Origin of the sequence: Campylobacter sp., from assembly GCF_030528245.1 — a bacterium.
In the GTDB taxonomy this organism is placed as follows: domain Bacteria; phylum Campylobacterota; class Campylobacteria; order Campylobacterales; family Campylobacteraceae; genus Campylobacter_D.
Genome location: NZ_JAUMZG010000004.1, coordinates 1 through 18,800, shown reverse-complemented (window position 1 = coordinate 18,800; position 18,800 = coordinate 1). Strand labels below are relative to the sequence as shown.

Here is an 18,800-nt window from a genome sequence, read left to right as displayed (position 1 = left end):
CTTAAAAATATTGAAATGGATTTTTTGAAACGCACATTATAATCCTTAGCGGCAAATTTTGCAAATTTTGCGCAAGGCTCGTAGCAAAACAACCCTCACTCTCATAATGCCCCAAATCAATCAAGCTAAGTTCATTGCTCACCGCCTCCAAGGCCTGATGGTACTTAAAATCCCCGCTCAAAAAACAATCCACCTCCCTTAGGCTAGGGATCAAATCCCCTCCACTTCCCGTACAAACGGCTATGCGCCTCAAATGCTCCTTCCCGCAATCGCTCACCCTCAAAAATGGCAAATGCAATCGCTCCTTGACGCGCTCACACAGAGCCCTGAAGCTCAAATTCACATCCACATAGATCAAAAAGCCCTCTTGACTGAAAACATCAAAGCCCAAAATTTCCCTGACAAAATAGGCATTAAGATGGCTCAAATCATAATTCGTATGCAAAGCGATGAGGGCGACATTTTTGCGTATCAATTCCCTCAAAAATGCCCGAGGATAGCTTCCACCACAAAAATGCTTCAAGCCCTTAAAAATCAAAGGATGATGCGTGATGATGAGGGAATTTTCCTCCGCTCCTTTCACAAGGGCCTCATCCACATCAAGGCTAAGATAAAGCGTGGAAATTTCACCCTCCAAGTCCCCCAGCAAGATGCCACTATTGTCCCAGCTTTCCTGCCTTTCAAAGGGACTGAGTGTGTTCAAAAAATGATAAATTTCACTCAGTTTCATCGAGATTTTTCTTATAAATTTGGGCACAGTTTTTAGAAAGCTCGCGAATTTTTAGCATGAAATCCTGCCTCTTCGCCACAGAAATCGCCCCCCTCGCATCGAGGAGATTGAAGGTGTGTGCCGCCAGCAAACAATAATCATACGCAGGTAGAGAAAGCCCCTGCTCCAAAACGCTCTTGCACTCCTCGTAAGCGTTTTGAAACTGCAAATTCAGCCTCTCCACGCTACTTGCTTCAAAATGGTATCGGCTATACTCATACTCGCTTTGTTTGTGCACATGCGCGTATAAAATCCGCTCCCCCTTAAATTCACTCCAAACAATGTCATAAACGCTATCCACATTCTGCAGATACATCGCCATCCTCTCAAGCCCGTAAGTGATCTCCGCACTCACCAAATCCACAGCCATGCCCCCGACCTGCTGGAAATAGGTAAATTGCGTCACCTCCATGCCATCAAGCCAAACCTCCCAGCCAAGCCCCCAGGCCCCAAGGCTCGGGCTTTCCCAGTTGTCCTCCACGAAGCGCACATCATGCTTTTTCAAGTCAAAACCCAAATTTTCAAGACTTCTCAAATAAAGCTCTTGGATGTTATCGGGGCTGGGCTTGATGAGGACTTGAAACTGATAATAGGCCCCCAAGCGGTTGGGATTTTCCCCATAGCGCCCATCGGTCGGGCGGCGCGAGGGCGCGACATAGGCCGCCGCCCAAGGCTTTTTGCCAAGGCTCCTCAAAAAGGTCGCAGGGTGAAAGGTCCCCGCCCCCGCTGGCATGTCATAGGGCTGCATGATGGCACAGCCCTGCTCCTGCCAAAAATTCTGCAAGGTGAGTATCATTTTGGAGAAGGTCATTGCTCTTCCTTATCTTTAGCGGCGCCCTTTTCTCCAAAGGCCTCGATGGTTTTATTCCACATCAATTTATATTTTCGTTTCATAAATTCCGCATCCTCCCTGGCGTGCTTGAGTTCCATATTGAGGCTTTCTATGGTCTTCCTGTCCGCATCGTAAAGCTCCTGCATCGAATAAAGCGCATCTTTGAGGAATTTGTTTTCATTTTTCAGAGCCTCCAGGGTCTCATCCTTGGCGTCCAAAACCTTCTCATGCAAATTTAAAATCGTGCCTATGGTTTTTTCCACAAAGCTCTCCCCCGCTAGGGTCATCGAATCGACCATGGTATTTTTACTTCTCGTGCCGCTTGGCACCACGCTGAAAGTGCCCTGATTAGCCTCGATGTAAATCCTGCCACCCTCGTCCTTGAAATTCAAATCCCCCTTCGCCATCATCGCCTTGACGACATCCTCGTTTAAATGCACCAGTTTGCAAAATTCATCCAGCTCCAAATAAGTCTGCATTATAGTATCACCTCCACGCTTTTGGAATCGGCCACAAGCCCCTCTTCCCTACTTTTGCGATCCTCTTTCAAGGCCGCTTCAAGCCCCCCGTCATTGAGCGCTAGAATTTGCACGGCCAAATAGGCCGCATTGACGGCCCCTGCCTTGCCTATAGCTAAGGTTCCCACAGGGATCCCGCTGGGCATTTGCACGGTGGAAAATAAAGAATCCATACTCCCCAAGGCGCTCCCGCTCATGGGCACACCCAAAACGGGCTTGGTCGTGTAGGCCGCCACCGCGCCCGCTAGATGCGCCGCCATACCCGCCGCAGCGATGAAGACCTGCGCTCCCTTTTTCTCGGCCTCCTTGATGTAGTCCTTCGTTCTTTGAGGACTCCTGTGGGCTGAAGTAATGATAAGCTCGTGCTTCACGCCAAATTTAGCAAGGATTTTCTCCGCCTCACACATCGCCTCATAATCGCTCTTACTTCCCATTAAAATCGCCACAAATCGCATCACAGCTCCTTCCTCAAAAAGCAAAATTCACAAGTGCGAGCGGGCATTTTGATGGGGTTTTCATTGCCGCTGTGAATTTCGCTGAACTCTTTATTATTTTTCGCAATCAATTTTTTAAATTCCACAAAATACCCCCCTTCTCCCTTGTAAATCCTGCCGATTTCATTATCACAAGGCTGCAATTTCGCATCCAAGGGCGCCAGAATTTCATAACTTTCACCCAAAACAATCCTGCCCTTGCACTTGAAAAATTCCCCATCCTCAATGAGACCCTGCACCCGATGCGAGCCCTGCTCTAGGCTCGTGGTGTGATTTTGCGTGTCCTGCCTGTCTAAGGGGCGCGCGATCAAATACCCATCCGTGAAGCCGCGACTAGCTAGGGTGCGGATCTCCTTTTCATACCTAGCTGCCTCAAATTCACCCGCTAGGGCGTCTCTGATCGCCATTTTGTAGGTGCGCACGGTGAGGGCGACATAATACTCGCTTTTAGTGCGTCCTTCGATTTTGAAGGCATGGATGCAATTTTCTTGCATGATTTTTTGGATGTGAGAGCATAAATTTAGGTCTTTGGAATTGAAAATGTGCGTCCCGCTCTCATCCTCTTCTAGGCGAAACAAAACGCCATTTTCTGGATTTTTCGCATAAAGCTCGTAGGAAAAGCGGCAGTCGTTCGCGCAAGATCCGCGATTGCTCATCCGGCCGCTTTGCACGGAGCTGATGAGGCAGCGGCCTGAGTAGGCAAAGCACATCGAGCCGTGGATGAAGGCCTCAAGCTCTATATCGCAGTTTTCTTTCAGCATCCTCGCGTCCCTGAGTCCTAGCTCGCGGGCGATGACGACGCGCTTTGCTCCCATTTCTTTATAGACCCTAGCGTCCAAATAGTTTAAAACATTGGCCTGTGTTGAGATGTGTAGAGGAATTTCAGGAGCTAGCTCCCTCACCAAGGACATGGCGCCGACGCTGGATACGATGAAGGCATCAGGCTGCATGGCCTTGAGTTTTAAGATGTGCTTTTTGAGCCCCTCAAGCTGTCCGCTCAGGTGGAAGCCATTGAGGGTGGCGTAAATTTTTTTATTTCTGGCGTGGGTGTAGCGGATGGCTTCCTCGAAGCTTTCGTAGTTAAATTCCCTCGCTGTTCTTGAACGCAGGGAGAAGTCATTGACCCCCGCATAAACCGCATCCGCCCCGTAGGCTAGAGCAATTTTAAGCTTGGTAAAATTTCCTGCGGGAGCGACAAGCTCGGGGATGGTCATTTTTGCCCTAAGCTCGCAATCAGGGCTTCAATATCATCATTACTCACAACATCAACGGTATTATCCCCCTCAATATGCGTGGCAGAACTCACGCGCTTGCTGTCGTCAATTTTCCCAGCAAATAGAGAGCTCATGTAGCGATTGAGCGCCCTCATCACATTGATAACCCGCTCAATCTTTTGACGATGGATATCCTGATACTGCATCGTATCCATGGCTATCATAACCTCATCCTGTCCGCTCTGCAAATTCTCAGACATCTCTTTGGTTTTGTTTTTGATGTTTTGGTTGAGATCTAAAGCCTCAGAAAAGCTCTCGACATTGGGAAATTTATCGTTGAGCTTGCTGAAAATGTCGATATTTTTGTCAAAGACCTGATTCAAATCATTGAGTAGGGACTCAGAATCTGCGAAAAAATTACTGATGCTTTCAAGCTTGTCCATTATCTCAGTGGCCTTTTCCTCGCTATCTCGCGTAACATCATCAAGCTGATGGACGACCTTGTGCTCTTTGTTAGGCGGCGGTGGCGGCCAAACCACGCCAGGCTTGGGCTGATAGTCGTCTATTTTCACATTATCCAACATCACTTCTTCGCTTTCATTCGCTTGAGGGGCGGACTCTTGAGCGCCGCCCTGAATTTGCTCCTCCACGCTACCGCTTACCAAAGCATCAAGTTCTTCTTGTGTCATCGTTTATCCTTATCTCACATCGATATCTGGTGTAAAAACTTTACATTATAATCAAAATAATCAAAATTTAATATAAATTTTACGCAACGATCCCGAGACTCCATCATAAAAATTTAAAATTAATCCAAAAAAATATATTAATTAAAGCTTAAATTAAAAATTTTTGACTAGAATTTTGAAAACAATCGATTCCAAAAGGAGAAACCATGGGTAAATTTGTGAGTGGAGTGGATGATTTTTTCCACTTTTGTGAGAATCATGAAGTCGTCTTTGTGGACTTTCGCTTCACCGATATGATAGGCGCTTGGCATCACATCACCTACAATCTACACGCCATCAACAAAGAGCTCCTCGAGGCTGGAATTCCCTTTGATGGCAGCTCTTTGAAGGGCTGGCAGCCTACGAACAAATCCGACATGATCCTAAGGCCCGATGTGGAAAGTGCTTTTTTGGACCCCTTCACCAGTGAGCAGACCATCATCGTTTTTTGCGATGTTTATGACATTTACAAGGGGCAAATGTATGAAAAATGCCCAAGAAGCATAGCCAAAAAAGCGGTGCAATACCTCAAAGATAGCGGCATAGCCGACACCGCTTATTTTGGACCTGAGAATGAATTTTTCATCTTTGATAGCGTCAAAATCGTAGATAGTGCCCATTGCTCCAAATACGAAGTCGACACCGAAGAGGGCGAGTGGAATGACGATAGAGAATTTACAGACAGCTACAACACAGGCCACCGCCCCCGCAACAAGGGCGGCTATTTCCCAGTCTCTCCCATCGATTCCTTGGTCGACATCCGCGCTGAGATGATGCAAACCTTAGAAAAAGTCGGCATCAAAACCTTCGTCCATCACCACGAAGTCGCCCAAGCTCAGGCTGAAATCGGCGTGAATTTTGGTACTTTGGTCGAGGCGGCTGATAATGTGCAAATTTACAAATACATCGTCAAAATGGTCGCCCACCTCAACGGCAAAACCGCCACCTTCATGCCCAAGCCCCTCTACGGCGACAACGGCAGCGGCATGCATGTGCATATGAGTTTGTGGAAGGAGGGGGTGAATTTATTTTACGATGAGAAGGGCTATAGCGGTCTGAGTGAGTCGGCCATCCACTACATCGGCGGAGTGCTAAAAAACGCCCGCTCGGTCGCTGCCTTCACCAATCCTAGCTCCAATTCTTACAAGAGGATAGTCCCGGGCTTTGAAGCGCCCTGCATCCTCACCTACTCGTGCCAAAATCGCAGTGCAAGCTGCCGCATCCCCCACGGCATAGGGAAAAATTCCGCCCGCATAGAAATCCGCTTCCCCGATAGCACGGCAAATCCTTACCTGGCCTTTGTTTCGCTTTTGATGGCGGGACTTGATGGCATCAAAAATAAGCACATCCCGGTGGGTCCTATGGATGAGAATTTATTCGACCTAACCCTCGACGAAGTGCGTGAAAAGGGCATCGAGCAGCTACCGCACACCCTCAGGGGCAGTCTGGAGTCCTTGATACGACACAACGCCTTTTTAAAGCCCGTGATGAGCGACATCTTCATCGATGATTATCAGCATTTGAAATTTGAAACCCAAGTTTGGCCCGTGGAGGCAAGACCCACAGCCTATGAATTCAAAACCTGCTATTCTTGCTAGGGGCTTAGATTCTCCGTGTGGGGGCTAAATTTGCCCCCATTGGCGCCCTTTGGATGCTTTAATCAGCTTAAGGATAAAAATTGCAAAAAAAAATCATCAGGCTAAAAAGCCTCAAAAAGGCCTTGATTTTCGCCCTCGTTTTGCTCTTTATCTATACCCTCATCACCTACGATAAGGTAGCAAACATCCTAGCGGGCATTGCGATCTTGCTCATCGGTATGAATAATCTCAGCAGCGGCTTTAAGAATTTTAGCGGCGGCCTACTGGAAAGCATCCTTAAACAATTCACCAACACCTCCGCAAAAAGCATACTCTTTGGCACCCTTAGCACCGTTGTGATGCAGTCCTCCTCCCTAGTGTGCGTTCTCTCCCTATCCTTCCTCTCAGCAGGGCTCATCACGCTCACACAGGGCATAGGCATACTTTTTGGAGCGAATTTAGGCAACAGCGCAGGCTCTTGGCTCATCGCCCTCATCTCCGGGATGAAAATCGCAGTCCTCGCCCTACCCCTGCTCATCAGCGGGGTTTTGCTTTTTTTTATGAAGGATACGATTTATAAGGCTTTGGGGCAAATTTTCATCGGCATAGGCTTTTTCTTTTTAGGCGTGGATTACATCAAGGGCGGCTTTGAGCATGTCAAGGAGCTCATCGATTTGGCTCGGTTTGACTTTGAGGGCTTTCGGGGAATTTTGATTTTCACCGCCCTAGGCGCCCTACTCACAGGCATCATACAATCAAGCCACGCCACCATAGCCCTCATCATCGCCGCGCTCACTGTGGGACAAATTTCTTACGAAAACGCCCTAGCCGCCACGCTTGGCACCAGTGTGGGGGGCGTGGTAACCGCCCTCCTTGCGGCCCTTAGCACCAGCATAGAGGGCAAAAAACTCGCCCTAGCCAACTGCATTTTTAATTTCGGCATCGCCCTCATCATCCTGCCCTGCTTTTCATACTGCATCCTTTGCGTCGATTTCATCGCAGAGCTTTTGGGCATCAGTTCTGCCGTGCTTAAAATCGCTATTTTCCACAGCTTTTTCAACCTCATCGCCGTGCTCATTTTTGGCTTAGGGATGCGACAGATCGCAAATTTTTTAAACAAAAATTTAAAAAGCGCCAAAGAAAATAAAGACAGACCCCTCTATCTGGATCCCAACCTCACCCCCTACCCCGACACGGCCCTGGAGGCTCTCAAAAAAGAAAGCGAGCATCTCTACGACAATGTCTGCGCCATCATCGCCCACACTCTGGGCTTTAGCCGCAAGGACATCCGCTCAAGCACCCCCTTCAAAGAGCTCATCCAAACAAAAAAATGGTTCAAAAAAGAAGTGAATTTGGGCCTGCTTTATCAAAATAAAATCAAAATTTTATTCGAGGCCATTATGGATTTTTCGGCCAAGGTTCAAATTCCAAGCGATGGGGCCGAGCAACACCATAGAATTTTCACCCTCAAACTCGCCGCAAAAAATCTCGCAGAGGCCAGTAAAAATCTCACAATCATCCAAGCAAACATCAAAAAATACTCTCTTTGCGACAACCCAAACCTAGCCCTAGAATACAACACCATAAGAAGCAACATGGCCGAGCTTTTAAGAAGCGTCGAGGAGCTGAGAAAGGTGGATGATGAAAGGGCCTACCTCATCATCAAAAATTTCGCCAAGGCTAAGGAAATTTTAAAAGAGGTGGATCATCAAACGCTTGGAAAGATAGAAAGCCTCCTTGTCGCGGGCAAAATCAACACCGCCGAGAGCATCTCCATACTCAACGACACCACCTTCATCGCCAAAATCGCGGGAGAAATCATCGAGGCGGTTGAAATCATCTTCTCCAAAGAGGGGCCTAAAGCTTAAGCAACTCTCCCCGCAAAATGTGAAATTTCAGCTTGCCGAAAAGCTCATCCCCAGCGTAAAGGCAGGATGGATACGGCCTCAGCCTCGCACCCTCATCCAGCACTATCAAATTCGCCTCCCTCCCCAGCTCTATCCTGCCTGAGTCCAGCCCCAAAAAATGCGCCCCATTAAAGCTCGTTATCTCGCAAAGCTCTCGCCAAGAAAGCAGCCCGCTCCTCACCAAAAAGGTCGCGCAAAGGCTCACATACTCGCAAATGCTATGGATCCCAAAGGCCGCCTCATCAAAGGCCAAATCCTTTAAGGCCACAGATTTAGGGCTATGCATGGCAGAAAGGAAGCGAATTTTCCCTCGCTTTAAGGCCTCTTGCAGAAAATTTCTATCCCCACTGGAGCGGAGCGGGGGCATGAGTTTCGCGCTGGTATTAAAGCCCGCACAAGCGCTTTCGTCCTTGATTAAATGATGAATTCCCACCAAAACGCTCTCACCATCCAGCAAGGATAGGGACTTTTCAAGACTGATGCCATCATAAACCACCGCGCCCTTGTAAAATTCCGCCACTTCCTTCATCTTCGCCACCTCACTGCTCTCAGCCACCCCGCTCATCCCACCGAGCCCCAGCTCAAAGGATAGGGCGCAGTCGTTCATCACGCCCCCATCATCAAAGCCCTCATCATAGCAGCGCACAAAAATGGGGGCCTTTTTCATCAGGGCATAATGCATCGCCATTTTGAGCGTGTTGGCATCCTGAGCGCTCTCAAGCTCTAGAGCCACAGCGCCCTCACGCATCAGGGTCGCTATGTTTCGCGGTTTGGAATCTACCTTGATGCTGGAGAATATGCGCAGTTTTTTTTGGGCGCAGTTTTGCAAAAAGAGGGCGAAAGCCTCCTCGTCAAAACGCATTTTATCGCGCAAAAGTATGGCGCCAATCCCGCCTTTTAGGCACTCTTTTTCCAAAAGATCCAAATGGGAAAGGCTGAATTTGTCGTTTTTCAAATTCACGCACAAATCCACAAAGGAGGGCAAAAGCGTGAGCCCCTCCACATCCAGCACGCCCTCGCCGCGCAAATTCTCGCCCATCTCCACAATTTTCCCGCCCTCAATACGCAGATCTAAAAGCTCCTCGCCGTAAATTTTCGCATTTTTAATGATCATCTTGCATCCTTGAAACTGGCTTGTTTGAGTAAATTTTGCACCGCGGTTTTGGGATTGGTGCCCTGCAAAATCCTCACCACCTCGCTCACAATGGGCGTATAAATCCCCCTCTCTTGAGCCATTTTATCGATGGCAAAGGCCGTTTTCACGCCCTCGGCCACCTCGCCAAGCGCGCTTAAGATATCTTCAAGCCTTTGATTTTGCGCCAGCATCAATCCCACGCGATAATTCCTAGAAAGCTTACTCGAAGCGGTCAAAAACAAATCCCCCGCCCCACTAAGTCCCCAAAAGGTCTCCTCCTTCGCCCCGAAAAAGGACCCAAAACGCTGCATCTCCACCAGCCCCCTAGCGATGAGGCTAGCGCGGGCGTTGTTGCCTAAATTTAGGCCATCGCTCACACCGCTCGCAATGGCTAGGACATTCTTATACGCGCCGCAAATTTCAGCGCCTCGCACATCATCATCGGTATAAACCTTGATGAAATCGGGGAAAAAGTCGGCAAATTCCTCGCAAAGTGCGGCATTAGAACCACTTATCACAAGGGCCGTTGGCAGACCCTGCTCCACCTCACTGGCAAAGGAGGGGCCGCTCAAAACGCAAAAGTGCGAAGGCTCTACGAAGGCTGAAAAAATTTCATCCAAAAATTGACAAGTGGCGCTATCAATGCCCTTTGAGGCGATGAGAATTTTTTGCGAAGAGGGCTTAAAATGAAGCCCCAGCCACTCCCTAAGCCCCTGCGAGCTGAGCGCAAAAATCAAACGATCGCACCCCAAGGCCTCATCCATAGCGATGAAATTTTCCCTCTCTCTCGTCGTAGGAGAGCTGATGAAACAAGCATTTTTCACGCTCAAAGCCCTATGCAGCGCACTGCCCCACTTGCCAGCACCGATGATAGCGATTTTAGACATTTTTCACTTTCAAAATGTGGATTTCACGCTTTTACTAGGCTCACATCCTCGCCTTTCATCACTTGATTCATCGTATTCATCGCGCACATTTTCCCACACATCGAGCAGGAATTTAGCTCCTCAGGGCGGCGCTCGTTAAACATTTTCTTCGCCTTTTCTCCATCAATAGCAAGCTTGAACATCTTCTCCCAGTCGATCTCCTGCCTCGCCACACTCATCGCATCATCGCGCGCCCTCTCCTTGGGAAGCTTGGCCAAGTCTCCCGCGTGCGCGGCTATCCTAGTCGCTACGATACCATCGCGCACATCCGCTAAATTCGGCAGTCTCAAATGCTCGGCCGGGGTCACATAGCATAAAATATCCGCCCCAGCCGCAGCCGCCACTGCCCCACCGATGGCTCCGCTGATGTGATCATAGCCCGCGCCAATGTCCGTTACCAGAGGCCCTAGCACATAAAAAGGCGCGCCCTTGCAAATGCGCTTTTCAAGCTGCATATTCGCCTCTATCTCGTTGATCGCCATGTGGCCTGGCCCCTCTATCATCACCTGAACCCCCGCATCCCAAGCCCTCTGCGTCAAAAGCGAAAGCTCGATAAGCTCGGCAATCTGTGCCGCATCGCTAGCATCGTGAGTGCAACCCGGTCTTAAAGCGTCCCCTAAAGAAAGCGTTACATCGTATTTTAGGCAAATTTCAAGCAAGTCATCATAATACTCATAGAAAGGATTTTCCGCTTCTTTCATCGCCATCCACGCATACAGCACCGAGCCGCCGCGGGAGACGATGTTGGTGAGGCGTTTGGTTTGCTTCAAAACCCTAGCCGCACGGGAATTTATCCCCGCATGGATGGTCATAAAATCCACCCCGCTTTTAGCGTGATGAAGCACGACATCTAAGAAATCTTTTGCCTTTATTTGCTTTAAATCCTTCTCCAAAAAGCCCACCGCATCATACACAGGCACCGTGCCTATCATCGCTTTGGCTTTGGCGATGAGAGCGTCTCTAAACTGGCTCGTCTTGCCATAATTGCTAAGATCCATGATGGCCTCGATGCCAAATTTATGCGCCAAATCCACCTTATCCATCTCCTCAGCGTGATCGACGCAGTCGTTGGAAACGCCCAAATTCACATTAACCTTCGTGCGCAGTCCTAGACCTATGCCGTTGGGATCTAGGGCGGTGTGGTTGATGTTAGCCGGGATGATGATCTTGCCTGAGGCTAAATTTTCAAGCAAAAAATCCTTGCTAACTTGTTCTTTTTGGGCAACAATTTGCATTTGAGGGGTCCAAGTGCCCTCCCTTGCGTGAAGCATTTGTGTTTTCATGGTTTATCCTTTGAAAAATTTGGATAAATGAGGGGTCAAAGTAGAAAAAGTAATCTTCCCAACGCTAGCATTATCTAGTTCTGGTTCGGTCTAAGCTTTTAGCTTACTCTCAGCCTGTCGCACAAGCTCCCGTCATTTACGAGAAAAATTATAATGTTTATTTTTTAACCTTTGGCTTGGAGATTTTGACAAAACGCATCAACTCCTGTGTCGTTTGGATGTGTCGGGGTAGTTTGCCAAGGCAGTGTTTGAAAATTTCAGCCGCGGCTAGGGCATCGTTGAGCGCCCTGTGGTGTGAATTTTTTATACCTAAAATTTCTTTCAGCGCGTCTAGTTTGTAGCGGGGGCTTTCTATGCAGCATTGTGCAAACTCTACGGTGCAAATTTTGTGATTGAGCAAGATGCCAAAATGGCACTCGTTTAAGGATTTGGAGATGAAAGCATAATCAAAGCGCACATTATGCGCGATGAAAACGCTATCTTTTAAAAAAAGCCTGAATTCGCTCAAAACGCTAGAAATGCTAGGCGCGTTTGCGACCATCTCGGGGCTGATGCCTGTAAGATGGGTGATGTTTTCTGGGATTTCCCTCACCCTCACGAGGCTCTCAAAGCGCCCAAGCTCTTTGCCGTTTTGAATTTTAACCGCGCCGATTTCTAAAATCTGCCCAGTATTTGTCCCGCCCGTGCTTTCAATATCCACCACGCAAAAAATTTCATCCTTGATTTTTTGCGTCCTGCTTTTGAGACTGAGGTTATTGTCCTTGCTTAAATTCAAACCCAAGCCCATAAGCTCCAAGGTTTCTAAGTCCAAATTCAAATGCCCAAGCTCCTCGACCTTAGAAAATTCCTCCATAACCCAAGCATAGGGCTTACTTTGCTGGCTCAAAGTGGCTAGGATCGCCTCAACTTGCTGCAAGCTCAAAATTCAAGCTTTAAAGAAGAAATCGCAGCCCTGTAATCCTTAGAAGAAAAAATATAGCTGCCAGCGACCAAAATATCCGCGCCTGCCCCCTCCAAATCTGCCGCATTTAAGCCACTCACGCCCCCATCAACCTCGATGAAAACCTTAGCATTTTTGCGCTCAATCAAGGCTCTGAGCTCTTTGATTTTATCGCACACTAGGGGCAAAAATTTCTGTCCTCCAAAGCCCGGATTAACACTCATTAAAAGCACCATATCTACAAATTCAATTAAATGTTCTAATGAACTTATGGGCGTGTGAGGATTAAGGGTGATAGCAGGATGAATTCCTTGCGTCCTTAAATACTCGCACAGTCTTATAGGGTGGGCTTCTGCTTCAATGTGAAAGGATAAGAATTTGGGCTTTAAGGGTAAAAAAAGCTCGACAAATTTTGACACATCTTTTACCATCAAATGCACATCTAAAGGCACGGAACTCACGCTTGAAATTTTTTCCAAAACGCAGGGGCCGAAAGTAAAATTTGGCACAAAATAACCATCCATCACATCAATGTGCAAAAGATCGGCCCCCGCTTCGCTCACTGCCCTTATCTCCTCCTCCAATTTTAAAAAATTCGCCGCTAATAAACTTGGCGCTATGTACATGCATAAATCCTTTAGAAAATTTATAAATTTAATCAACAAAAGCATCTTTCAATTTGCACTAGAATTTTTTTTAAGATCCTTATTATTAGTATTATAAACAAAGCCCAGTACCTCAGCCACTGCCTTAAAAAGCTCCCTGGGAATGAGCTCATCGACCTCGCAGAGCTTGTAAAGCTCCCTTGCTAGGGGAGGGTTTTCATACACCACGACATTGTTTTGATACGCCATTTCTTTAATCCGCAAAGCCAAAAAATCCACGCCCTTCGCCACAATCCTAGGCGCCTGCTCCCTAGCGCTATCGTAGCGGATGGCTACGGCGTAGTGAGTGGGGTTCGTGATGACCACATCAGCGCCTGCGACATCCTGCACCATCCTGCGCCTCGCCGCTTCCATCTGCAAACGCCGAATTCTACCCTTGACCTGCGGATCACCTTCCATTTGCTTATACTCGTCCTTGACCTCCTGCTTACTCATTCTCAGTCCCTTAAAATACTGAAAACGCACCAAAAATATATCCAAAATTGCGATGATCAAAAAGGCGATGATCACAATGGCGGCCAAAATCAAAGCCTTGTCCCTTAGCCATAGCATCTGTGAGATGAGGTTGTAAAGCTCCACTTTGGGAAGCTCCTTGATGAATTGCAAAAGCACGATGAAGGCTATGGTGAAAACGATGCTGACTTTGAGGATGATTTTGAGGCTTTCGATGAGTTTTTTGAGGGAGAATAAATTTTTTAGACCTTTGAGGGGGTTGATTTTGCCTAAATTTGGCATTATGGGCTTTGTGGTGAAAAGAAAGCCAAACTGCATCACATTGCCCACCACGCCAGCAATCATGATGCTCAAAACGATGGGCGCAAGGATGATCAAAACCTCAAAAATACTTTTGATCATAATGGCTTGGATAATGCGTAAATTAAATTCTGCGCCGATGAAACTTTGATAATAGCGATACAAATTCGCCACGCGCTCACCCATGAAGTCCATCAAAAAAATGACGAGGGTGATGGCAATGATAAGAACCACGACAGCGGCGGCATCTTGGCTTTTGGGGACATTGCCCTCTTGTCTGGCGTCTTCTATTTTCTTGGACGTGGGTTCTTCGGTTTTTTCTGCATCATCAGCCATTTTAGCCCTTTAAATTTTTGAAACAAAATTATAATCAAAAAATACAAATTGATAAGAATTTTGAGAGAAGATGACTGCAGAGTGGGTGTTAAATAGTGTTTAAAATGGAGAAGCTAAAAAGTATGGAAAGCCTCAAAATGAGGCTTTTGTGAACTAAAGTTTGCCTTCGTTTTTACCAAGATACTCAGCCACGCCCTTAGGGTTAGCCTTCATGCCTTCATCGCCCTTATTCCAGCCAGCTGGGCAAACCTCGCCATGCTCGTTGGTGAAAAGCATGGTATCGACCATCCTAAGCATTTCGTCGATGTTTCTGCCCAGCGGCAAGTCATTAACCACAGCATGGCGCACGGTGCCATCCGCATCCAGCAAAAATGAACCACGAAGAGCCACAGCCTCAGCGAAAAGCACATCAAAATTTCTAGCGATTTGTTTGGTCAAATCCGCCACAAGAGGGAATTTAACCTGACCGATACCGCCTTGGTTGATGGGGGTGTTTTTCCACGCAAAATGGGAAAATTCATTATCTCCAGAAATGCCTATCACCTCGATGCCTCTATTTTTAAACTCTTGATACCGTTTATCAAAAGCGATAATTTCCGAAGGACAAACGAAGGTAAAATCTTTTGGATAAAAGAAAACAACGGCTCCTTTTGGGCCGATATTTTTGTAAAGATTGAAATCATTAACGATTTCATTGTTTCCCAATACCGCAGGAGCGGTAAAATCTAAAGCCTTTTTTGTAACAATCATTATTTTCTCCTAAATGATAAATTTTATTGACAAAAAAATTATAACTATAAATCTTTAAATATTTTTAAAATTACTCACTTAGTGGATTTAATTTTTTTTAAACAATTTCAAGGCATAATCCAAGCTTTTAAAAATTATAGGAGTATTTCAATGGAAAAAACCCTATCCATCATCAAGCCAGATGCCGTAAAAAAGGGCGTGATAGGCAAGATTTTAGATCGTTTTGAAAGCAGTGGTTTGAGGATTGCAGCGATGAAAAAGATTCAGCTCAGCAGAGAGCAGGCTGAAAATTTTTACGCCATCCATAGAGAAAGGCCATTTTTTAAAGATTTGGTGGAATTTATGATCAGCGGTCCTGTGGTGGTTTCTGTGCTGGAGGGTGAGGGTGCTGTGCTTAAAAATAGAGACCTGATGGGCGCGACAAATCCAAAAGAAGCCAAATCCGGGACAATTAGAGCCGATTTTGCAGAAAGCATTGACGCTAATGCCGTCCATGGTAGCGATAGCTTAGAAAATGCGAAAATTGAGATTGATTTTTTTTTCAAAACCAACGAAATTTACTAGATGAAAATAGCTTTTTCTAAGATTAATTCTGCCCCCTATCCTTTCAATCTAAATCTCGACAATGTCATTTTTGAGGGCGATATGGTGAGAATAAATCCTAAGCATGTCAAACTCAAAGCCACGATGCAGGGCTTTGTTGATAGACCTTGTGACCGCTGTGGTTTGGATATGAAGTTAAAGCTCGATGAGAATATAGAGCTTTTGTTGAGCGATGGAATTTTTAAGGATTTTAAAAACGAGTTGAGCGATACCATTGAATTTTTTGATTCTCAAATCGATTTAGCCGAGCTTGCGTTCGGCGAGCTTGAAGTGCATTTGAGCGATTATTTTTATTGCGATGTTTGTGGTAAAATTTAAATTTATTTTAAGGAGATTAAAATGGCAGTACCAAAAAGAAGAGTGAGCAAAACGCGTGCGGCCAAGCGAAAAACCCACTATAAGGTCAGTCTTCCCATGCCCGTAAAAGACAAAGATGGGAGTTACAAAATGCCCCATCGTGCCAATCCCATCACTAAGGAATATTGAAATTTATGGTAAGCATTGCCATCGATGCGATGGGTGGAGATTTTGGAGAAGGTCCGGTTGTTGAGGGCGTTTTACAGGCTTTAGAGGAGAGAAAATTTAAGGCCATACTTGTGGGCGAGTCCAAGCTCTTAAAGCCCTTAATCCCAAAGCGTCTCGCAGAATTCATCCACTTTGAAGAAGCCGACGAAATTTTCGCGATGCACGAAAGTGCTACCGATGCGCTGAAGCGTAAAGAAACGAGCATTTACAAGGCTATCGAGCTTGTGAGGCTTGACAGGGCTCAGGCTGTGGTTTCGGCGGGTCATAGTGGGGCGAGCATGTCCCTTGCCACACTGAGGCTTGGAAGGCTCAAAAATGTATCCAGACCAGCCATCGCCACCCTGATGCCCAACATAAAGGGCAAAACTTTGCTTTTGGATGTGGGCGCTAATGTCGATTGCAAAAGTGAAAATTTGTTCCAGTTTGCCGTCATGGGCGAGGCTTATGCGAAGGAAGTGATGAAAATTTCAGCCCCGCGCCTTGCCCTGCTTTCTAACGGCGAGGAGGAGTGTAAGGGCAATGAGCTGACCAAAGAGGCCCACGCCCTCATGAAAAAACTTCCCAATTTCATCGGTAATGCTGAGGGCAGAGATATTTTTAATGCCCATGTTGATGTACTGGTTTGTGATGGCTTTAGTGGAAATGTTATCCTGAAATCTTGCGAAGAGGTCGCTACGGCGATTTTTAAAATTCTCAAAAATGAAATCAAGCAATCCCCGCTTTCAAAAATCGGCGCCCTACTGATGAGGCCTACATTTGGCAAGATTAAAAAGCATATCGACTGGCAAGAATACGGCGGTGCGCCCCTGCTTGGCGTGAGGGGTTGTGTTATCATCAGTCATGGTAAAAGCGATGCTAGAGCGATCAAAAACGCTCTTTTTCAAGCCATAAATTTTAGCGAATCCAAACTCAATGAAGCCATAGAAAATGAACTCGAAAAACACTCCCCTCAAAGCTAGCCTCAAAAGTATAGCCTCCTATGTGCCCGCCAAAATTCTAAGCAACAACGAGCTCGAAAAAGTAGTTGATACCACCGATGAGTGGATTGTGAGGCGCACAGGCATCAAAGAAAGGCGCATCGCAGAGGCGGATGAAGGGGCCAGCGATCTTGGCACAAAAGCTGCGCTCAAAGCCCTCAAAAGGGCAGAGTTAAGCCCCCGAGATATTGACGCTTTGATCGTTGCCACCCTGAGTCCTGATTATTTCACCATGCCCTCGACTGCTTGTAAGATTGCTGCAAATTTGGGCTGTGAAAATATCACGGCCTTTGATATTTCAGCGGCTTGCTCGGGCTTTATTTATTTGCTTGAGTTGGCCAAAAGCTTGGTTGAAAGCGGAGCGAAAAAAAATGTCTTGATTGTCGGGACCGAAAAAGCAAGCTCGGTTATGGATTACACCGACAGGAGCATTTGTATACTTTTTGGAGACGGAGCTGGGGCTGGGGTGGTGAGCCTTGATGTGCAAAATACCATCATTGATGTGCATACGGCAAGTGATGGAAATTTCGGTGATTTGTTGATGATAGAGCGTTCGCAAAAGGCTGAAATTTCAAGTCCCTTAATGATGAAAATGAAGGGCAGTGAGGTTTTTAAAATGGCCGTGCAAACCCTAAGTCAGGATGTCGTGTGGCTTTTGGAAAAAAATCAAATCACAGCACAAGATCTGGACCTTTTTATCCCTCATCAGGCAAATTTGCGCATCATCAAAGCCGTGCAGGAAAAACTAGGGCTTGAAGATGAAAAATGCATTCTAACCGTGCAAAAATACGGCAATACCTCTGCCGCCTCCATCCCCATGGCGATGAATGATGCCTTCGAAGAAGGGAGGCTTAAAAAGGGTAGCCTCATCTTATTGGATGCTTTTGGCGGGGGCTTCACTTGGGGCTCTGCTTTATTGAGATTTGGCGGGGCGAATTTAAAACATTAAAATAAAATCCTATTTTTTAGTAGATTTTTAGAATAAGCTTTTATTTAGCGACTCGATCAGCAAGCTATTTGCATTCGACTTGAATTAAAAATTAATGCTTTGGTTTTGCGAATGGTATAAATTTCTTTTCAAAAATCTGCGCGTGAGGATAAAATCATAAAAATCACAACTTAAGGAAAGGCTAAAAATTTTATGATTTTTAAGTTTTCGCGCAGAAGGCGATGTTTTACCACCCGCAAAACGCTTTTGATAAAACACCAAAAAAGCTTTTTAAAATATCTCCGCCGAGGCTCAAAATATTTTTACTTTTTCCAAATAAAATGGCCGAGTTTTTACCCTCACAAAAGCAAAATTCTTAAACTTTTGCGACAAATTTGTTTTAAATTTTTGTCTTAAATTTTGAATCATTTTTAGCGAAGTTGTTGCGATATTTTTTAGAAATTTAATCTTTTCAAATTTCCCAAACATCGCCGATCCCTTCATGCCATCGCAAGGTTTTCGCTCTGTGATAAATTTTATCTTGCGGGTGCGTTTAGGCCGCTCATTTCAAGTCCGCAAACTCGCTTTTGTGAGCAAAGCCGCCACAAGTCCGTGAAATCGCCCCCCCTCTTGTGGCATTTCCTCGACCCCACACTTTACAATCCATACTATCCCAGAAGACAGAATCCTTGGCCATCTTGTGTTTTTGAATTTATGAAATTTGATTTTCACCCTGCTTGATGCGTAAAAAATTTCAGCGCCTTGTAAAATTCTTTAGAATTGCGGCCCCAAATTTTCAGGGTGAATTTCTTATGTTTCGACCGCTCATTGGTTACAAGTCATCAAAAGGAGGGATTGAGGGCGAGATAAGCTTAAGAAAATATTAAATGGTGGATTTAGCAGGACTCGAACCTGCGACCAACCGGTTATGAGCCGGTTG

General features: G+C 46.3%; 21 protein-coding genes and 1 riboswitch. Of the genes, 7 read left to right on the top strand and 14 right to left on the bottom strand.

Going from position 1 to position 18,800, the window contains the following annotated elements; all coding sequences use genetic code 11:
* Nucleotide 1: 1 nt before the first annotated feature.
* The 6 genes from Q4A73_RS01520 to Q4A73_RS01495 are packed head-to-tail and all read right to left on the bottom strand — an operon-like array spanning nucleotide 2 to nucleotide 4,516.
* Nucleotides 2-730: a Nif3-like dinuclear metal center hexameric protein gene (locus tag Q4A73_RS01520; protein ID WP_303205671.1), complete on the bottom strand. Its 729-nt coding sequence runs from the start codon at nucleotides 728-730 to the stop codon at nucleotides 2-4.
* Nucleotides 717-1,580, bottom strand: coding sequence for a glycine--tRNA ligase subunit alpha (glyQ, locus tag Q4A73_RS01515; protein ID WP_303205670.1), 864 nt, complete (start codon nucleotides 1,578-1,580; stop codon nucleotides 717-719). Before glyQ ends, Q4A73_RS01520 begins: the two co-directional genes overlap by 14 nt.
* Nucleotides 1,577-2,080, bottom strand: coding sequence for a DUF3972 domain-containing protein (locus Q4A73_RS01510; RefSeq protein WP_303205669.1), 504 nt, complete (start codon nucleotides 2,078-2,080; stop codon nucleotides 1,577-1,579). Before Q4A73_RS01510 ends, glyQ begins: the two co-directional genes overlap by 4 nt.
* Nucleotides 2,080-2,574: a 5-(carboxyamino)imidazole ribonucleotide mutase gene (gene purE / locus Q4A73_RS01505; RefSeq protein WP_303205668.1), complete on the bottom strand. Its 495-nt coding sequence runs from the start codon at nucleotides 2,572-2,574 to the stop codon at nucleotides 2,080-2,082. Before purE ends, Q4A73_RS01510 begins: the two co-directional genes overlap by 1 nt.
* Nucleotides 2,574-3,827 (bottom strand): peptidase U32 family protein, encoded by a 1,254-nt coding sequence (locus tag Q4A73_RS01500; RefSeq protein ID WP_303205667.1) that lies wholly within the window; start codon nucleotides 3,825-3,827, stop codon nucleotides 2,574-2,576. The genes purE and Q4A73_RS01500 overlap by 1 nt, the downstream gene beginning before the upstream one ends.
* Nucleotides 3,824-4,516: a chemotaxis protein gene (locus Q4A73_RS01495; protein ID WP_303205666.1), complete on the bottom strand. Its 693-nt coding sequence runs from the start codon at nucleotides 4,514-4,516 to the stop codon at nucleotides 3,824-3,826. The genes Q4A73_RS01500 and Q4A73_RS01495 overlap by 4 nt, the downstream gene beginning before the upstream one ends.
* Nucleotides 4,517-4,722: 206 nt before the next feature.
* On the opposite strand from Q4A73_RS01495, the gene glnA reads away from it, so the two are divergent.
* Together glnA and Q4A73_RS01485 are read left to right on the top strand one after the other, a co-directional pair.
* Nucleotides 4,723-6,153 (top strand): type I glutamate--ammonia ligase, encoded by a 1,431-nt coding sequence (gene glnA, locus Q4A73_RS01490; RefSeq protein WP_303205665.1) that lies wholly within the window; start codon nucleotides 4,723-4,725, stop codon nucleotides 6,151-6,153.
* A gap of 80 nt (nucleotides 6,154-6,233) precedes the next feature.
* Nucleotides 6,234-8,000: a Na/Pi symporter gene (locus tag Q4A73_RS01485; RefSeq protein ID WP_303205664.1), complete on the top strand. Its 1,767-nt coding sequence runs from the start codon at nucleotides 6,234-6,236 to the stop codon at nucleotides 7,998-8,000.
* On the opposite strand, the gene Q4A73_RS01480 is transcribed toward Q4A73_RS01485, so the two are convergent.
* The 7 genes from Q4A73_RS01480 to Q4A73_RS01450 form a co-directional block, all read right to left on the bottom strand.
* Complete coding sequence (locus tag Q4A73_RS01480) at nucleotides 7,990-9,153, bottom strand: amidohydrolase family protein (protein WP_303205663.1); 1,164 nt, start codon at nucleotides 9,151-9,153, stop codon at nucleotides 7,990-7,992. The two genes, Q4A73_RS01485 and Q4A73_RS01480, sit on opposite strands and share 11 nt — an antisense overlap.
* The gene (locus tag Q4A73_RS01475; protein ID WP_303205662.1) at nucleotides 9,150-10,061 is read right to left on the bottom strand and encodes an NAD(P)H-dependent glycerol-3-phosphate dehydrogenase; all 912 of its coding nucleotides are present in this window, start codon (nucleotides 10,059-10,061) and stop codon (nucleotides 9,150-9,152) included. Before Q4A73_RS01475 ends, Q4A73_RS01480 begins: the two co-directional genes overlap by 4 nt.
* A 23-nt stretch (nucleotides 10,062-10,084) precedes the next feature.
* The gene (gene thiC / locus Q4A73_RS01470) at nucleotides 10,085-11,383 is read right to left on the bottom strand and encodes a phosphomethylpyrimidine synthase ThiC (RefSeq protein ID WP_303205661.1); all 1,299 of its coding nucleotides are present in this window, start codon (nucleotides 11,381-11,383) and stop codon (nucleotides 10,085-10,087) included.
* Between the two features lie 38 nt (nucleotides 11,384-11,421).
* Nucleotides 11,422-11,526, bottom strand: a riboswitch (TPP riboswitch).
* Nucleotides 11,527-11,540: 14 nt separating this feature from the next.
* Nucleotides 11,541-12,305: a 3'-5' exonuclease gene (locus tag Q4A73_RS01465; RefSeq protein WP_303205660.1), complete on the bottom strand. Its 765-nt coding sequence runs from the start codon at nucleotides 12,303-12,305 to the stop codon at nucleotides 11,541-11,543.
* Nucleotides 12,302-12,949: a ribulose-phosphate 3-epimerase gene (gene rpe / locus Q4A73_RS01460; RefSeq protein WP_303205659.1), complete on the bottom strand. Its 648-nt coding sequence runs from the start codon at nucleotides 12,947-12,949 to the stop codon at nucleotides 12,302-12,304. Before rpe ends, Q4A73_RS01465 begins: the two co-directional genes overlap by 4 nt.
* Before the next feature lie 48 nt (nucleotides 12,950-12,997).
* Nucleotides 12,998-14,077 carry a flagellar biosynthesis protein FlhB gene (flhB, locus tag Q4A73_RS01455; protein ID WP_303205658.1) on the bottom strand — a complete coding sequence of 360 codons (1,080 nt, stop codon included), beginning with the start codon at nucleotides 14,075-14,077 and terminating at the stop codon, nucleotides 12,998-13,000.
* A gap of 153 nt (nucleotides 14,078-14,230) precedes the next feature.
* Nucleotides 14,231-14,827, bottom strand: coding sequence for a peroxiredoxin (locus tag Q4A73_RS01450; RefSeq protein WP_303205657.1), 597 nt, complete (start codon nucleotides 14,825-14,827; stop codon nucleotides 14,231-14,233).
* A 150-nt stretch (nucleotides 14,828-14,977) separates the two neighbouring features.
* Between Q4A73_RS01450 and ndk the strand changes: the two genes are divergently transcribed.
* From ndk to Q4A73_RS01425, 5 genes are read left to right on the top strand one after another with little or no spacing between them, the layout of a single operon-like run.
* Complete coding sequence (gene ndk, locus Q4A73_RS01445) at nucleotides 14,978-15,391, top strand: nucleoside-diphosphate kinase (RefSeq protein WP_303205656.1); 414 nt, start codon at nucleotides 14,978-14,980, stop codon at nucleotides 15,389-15,391.
* Nucleotides 15,392-15,748, top strand: a complete 357-nt coding sequence (locus tag Q4A73_RS01440) for a hypothetical protein (protein WP_303205655.1) — start codon at nucleotides 15,392-15,394, stop codon at nucleotides 15,746-15,748. It abuts the gene before it with no gap.
* 21 nt (nucleotides 15,749-15,769) lie between these two features.
* The gene (gene rpmF, locus Q4A73_RS01435; protein WP_303205654.1) at nucleotides 15,770-15,916 is read left to right on the top strand and encodes a 50S ribosomal protein L32; all 147 of its coding nucleotides are present in this window, start codon (nucleotides 15,770-15,772) and stop codon (nucleotides 15,914-15,916) included.
* A 5-nt stretch (nucleotides 15,917-15,921) separates the two neighbouring features.
* On the top strand, nucleotides 15,922-16,914 hold the full coding sequence (gene plsX, locus Q4A73_RS01430) for a phosphate acyltransferase PlsX (protein ID WP_303205653.1): 993 nt from the start codon (nucleotides 15,922-15,924) through the stop codon (nucleotides 16,912-16,914).
* Entirely contained in the window at nucleotides 16,883-17,881 is a 999-nt protein-coding gene (locus Q4A73_RS01425; protein WP_303205652.1) for a beta-ketoacyl-ACP synthase III, read from the top strand. The genes plsX and Q4A73_RS01425 overlap by 32 nt, the downstream gene beginning before the upstream one ends.
* 291 nt (nucleotides 17,882-18,172) lie before the next feature.
* Here the strand turns inward: Q4A73_RS01425 and Q4A73_RS01420 are convergent, their stop codons facing one another.
* Nucleotides 18,173-18,349 (bottom strand): hypothetical protein, encoded by a 177-nt coding sequence (locus Q4A73_RS01420; RefSeq protein WP_303205651.1) that lies wholly within the window; start codon nucleotides 18,347-18,349, stop codon nucleotides 18,173-18,175.
* Between the last annotated feature and the right edge of the window lie 451 nt (nucleotides 18,350-18,800).

Bases quoted from the DNA above. Each gene is read 5' to 3' on its own strand.
- thiC (WP_303205661.1), bottom strand. From the start codon at position 11,383: ATGAAAACACAAATGCTTCACGCAAGGGAGGGCACTTGGACCCCTCAA.
- Q4A73_RS01425 (WP_303205652.1), top strand. From the start codon at position 16,883: ATGAACTCGAAAAACACTCCCCTCAAAGCTAGCCTCAAAAGTATAGCC.
- Q4A73_RS01520 (WP_303205671.1), bottom strand. From the start codon at position 730: ATGAAACTGAGTGAAATTTATCATTTTTTGAACACACTCAGTCCCTTT.
- ndk (WP_303205656.1), top strand. From the start codon at position 14,978: ATGGAAAAAACCCTATCCATCATCAAGCCAGATGCCGTAAAAAAGGGC.
- Q4A73_RS01495 (WP_303205666.1), bottom strand. From the start codon at position 4,516: ATGACACAAGAAGAACTTGATGCTTTGGTAAGCGGTAGCGTGGAGGAG.
- rpmF (WP_303205654.1), top strand. From the start codon at position 15,770: ATGGCAGTACCAAAAAGAAGAGTGAGCAAAACGCGTGCGGCCAAGCGA.
- Q4A73_RS01480 (WP_303205663.1), bottom strand. From the start codon at position 9,153: ATGATCATTAAAAATGCGAAAATTTACGGCGAGGAGCTTTTAGATCTG.
- Q4A73_RS01500 (WP_303205667.1), bottom strand. From the start codon at position 3,827: ATGACCATCCCCGAGCTTGTCGCTCCCGCAGGAAATTTTACCAAGCTT.
- Q4A73_RS01420 (WP_303205651.1), bottom strand. From the start codon at position 18,349: ATGTTTGGGAAATTTGAAAAGATTAAATTTCTAAAAAATATCGCAACA.
- Q4A73_RS01440 (WP_303205655.1), top strand. From the start codon at position 15,392: ATGAAAATAGCTTTTTCTAAGATTAATTCTGCCCCCTATCCTTTCAAT.
- Q4A73_RS01450 (WP_303205657.1), bottom strand. From the start codon at position 14,827: ATGATTGTTACAAAAAAGGCTTTAGATTTTACCGCTCCTGCGGTATTG.
- Q4A73_RS01510 (WP_303205669.1), bottom strand. From the start codon at position 2,080: ATGCAGACTTATTTGGAGCTGGATGAATTTTGCAAACTGGTGCATTTA.
- plsX (WP_303205653.1), top strand. From the start codon at position 15,922: ATGGTAAGCATTGCCATCGATGCGATGGGTGGAGATTTTGGAGAAGGT.
- flhB (WP_303205658.1), bottom strand. From the start codon at position 14,077: ATGGCTGATGATGCAGAAAAAACCGAAGAACCCACGTCCAAGAAAATA.
- Q4A73_RS01475 (WP_303205662.1), bottom strand. From the start codon at position 10,061: ATGTCTAAAATCGCTATCATCGGTGCTGGCAAGTGGGGCAGTGCGCTG.
- glnA (WP_303205665.1), top strand. From the start codon at position 4,723: ATGGGTAAATTTGTGAGTGGAGTGGATGATTTTTTCCACTTTTGTGAG.
- purE (WP_303205668.1), bottom strand. From the start codon at position 2,574: ATGCGATTTGTGGCGATTTTAATGGGAAGTAAGAGCGATTATGAGGCG.
- rpe (WP_303205659.1), bottom strand. From the start codon at position 12,949: ATGTACATAGCGCCAAGTTTATTAGCGGCGAATTTTTTAAAATTGGAG.
- glyQ (WP_303205670.1), bottom strand. From the start codon at position 1,580: ATGACCTTCTCCAAAATGATACTCACCTTGCAGAATTTTTGGCAGGAG.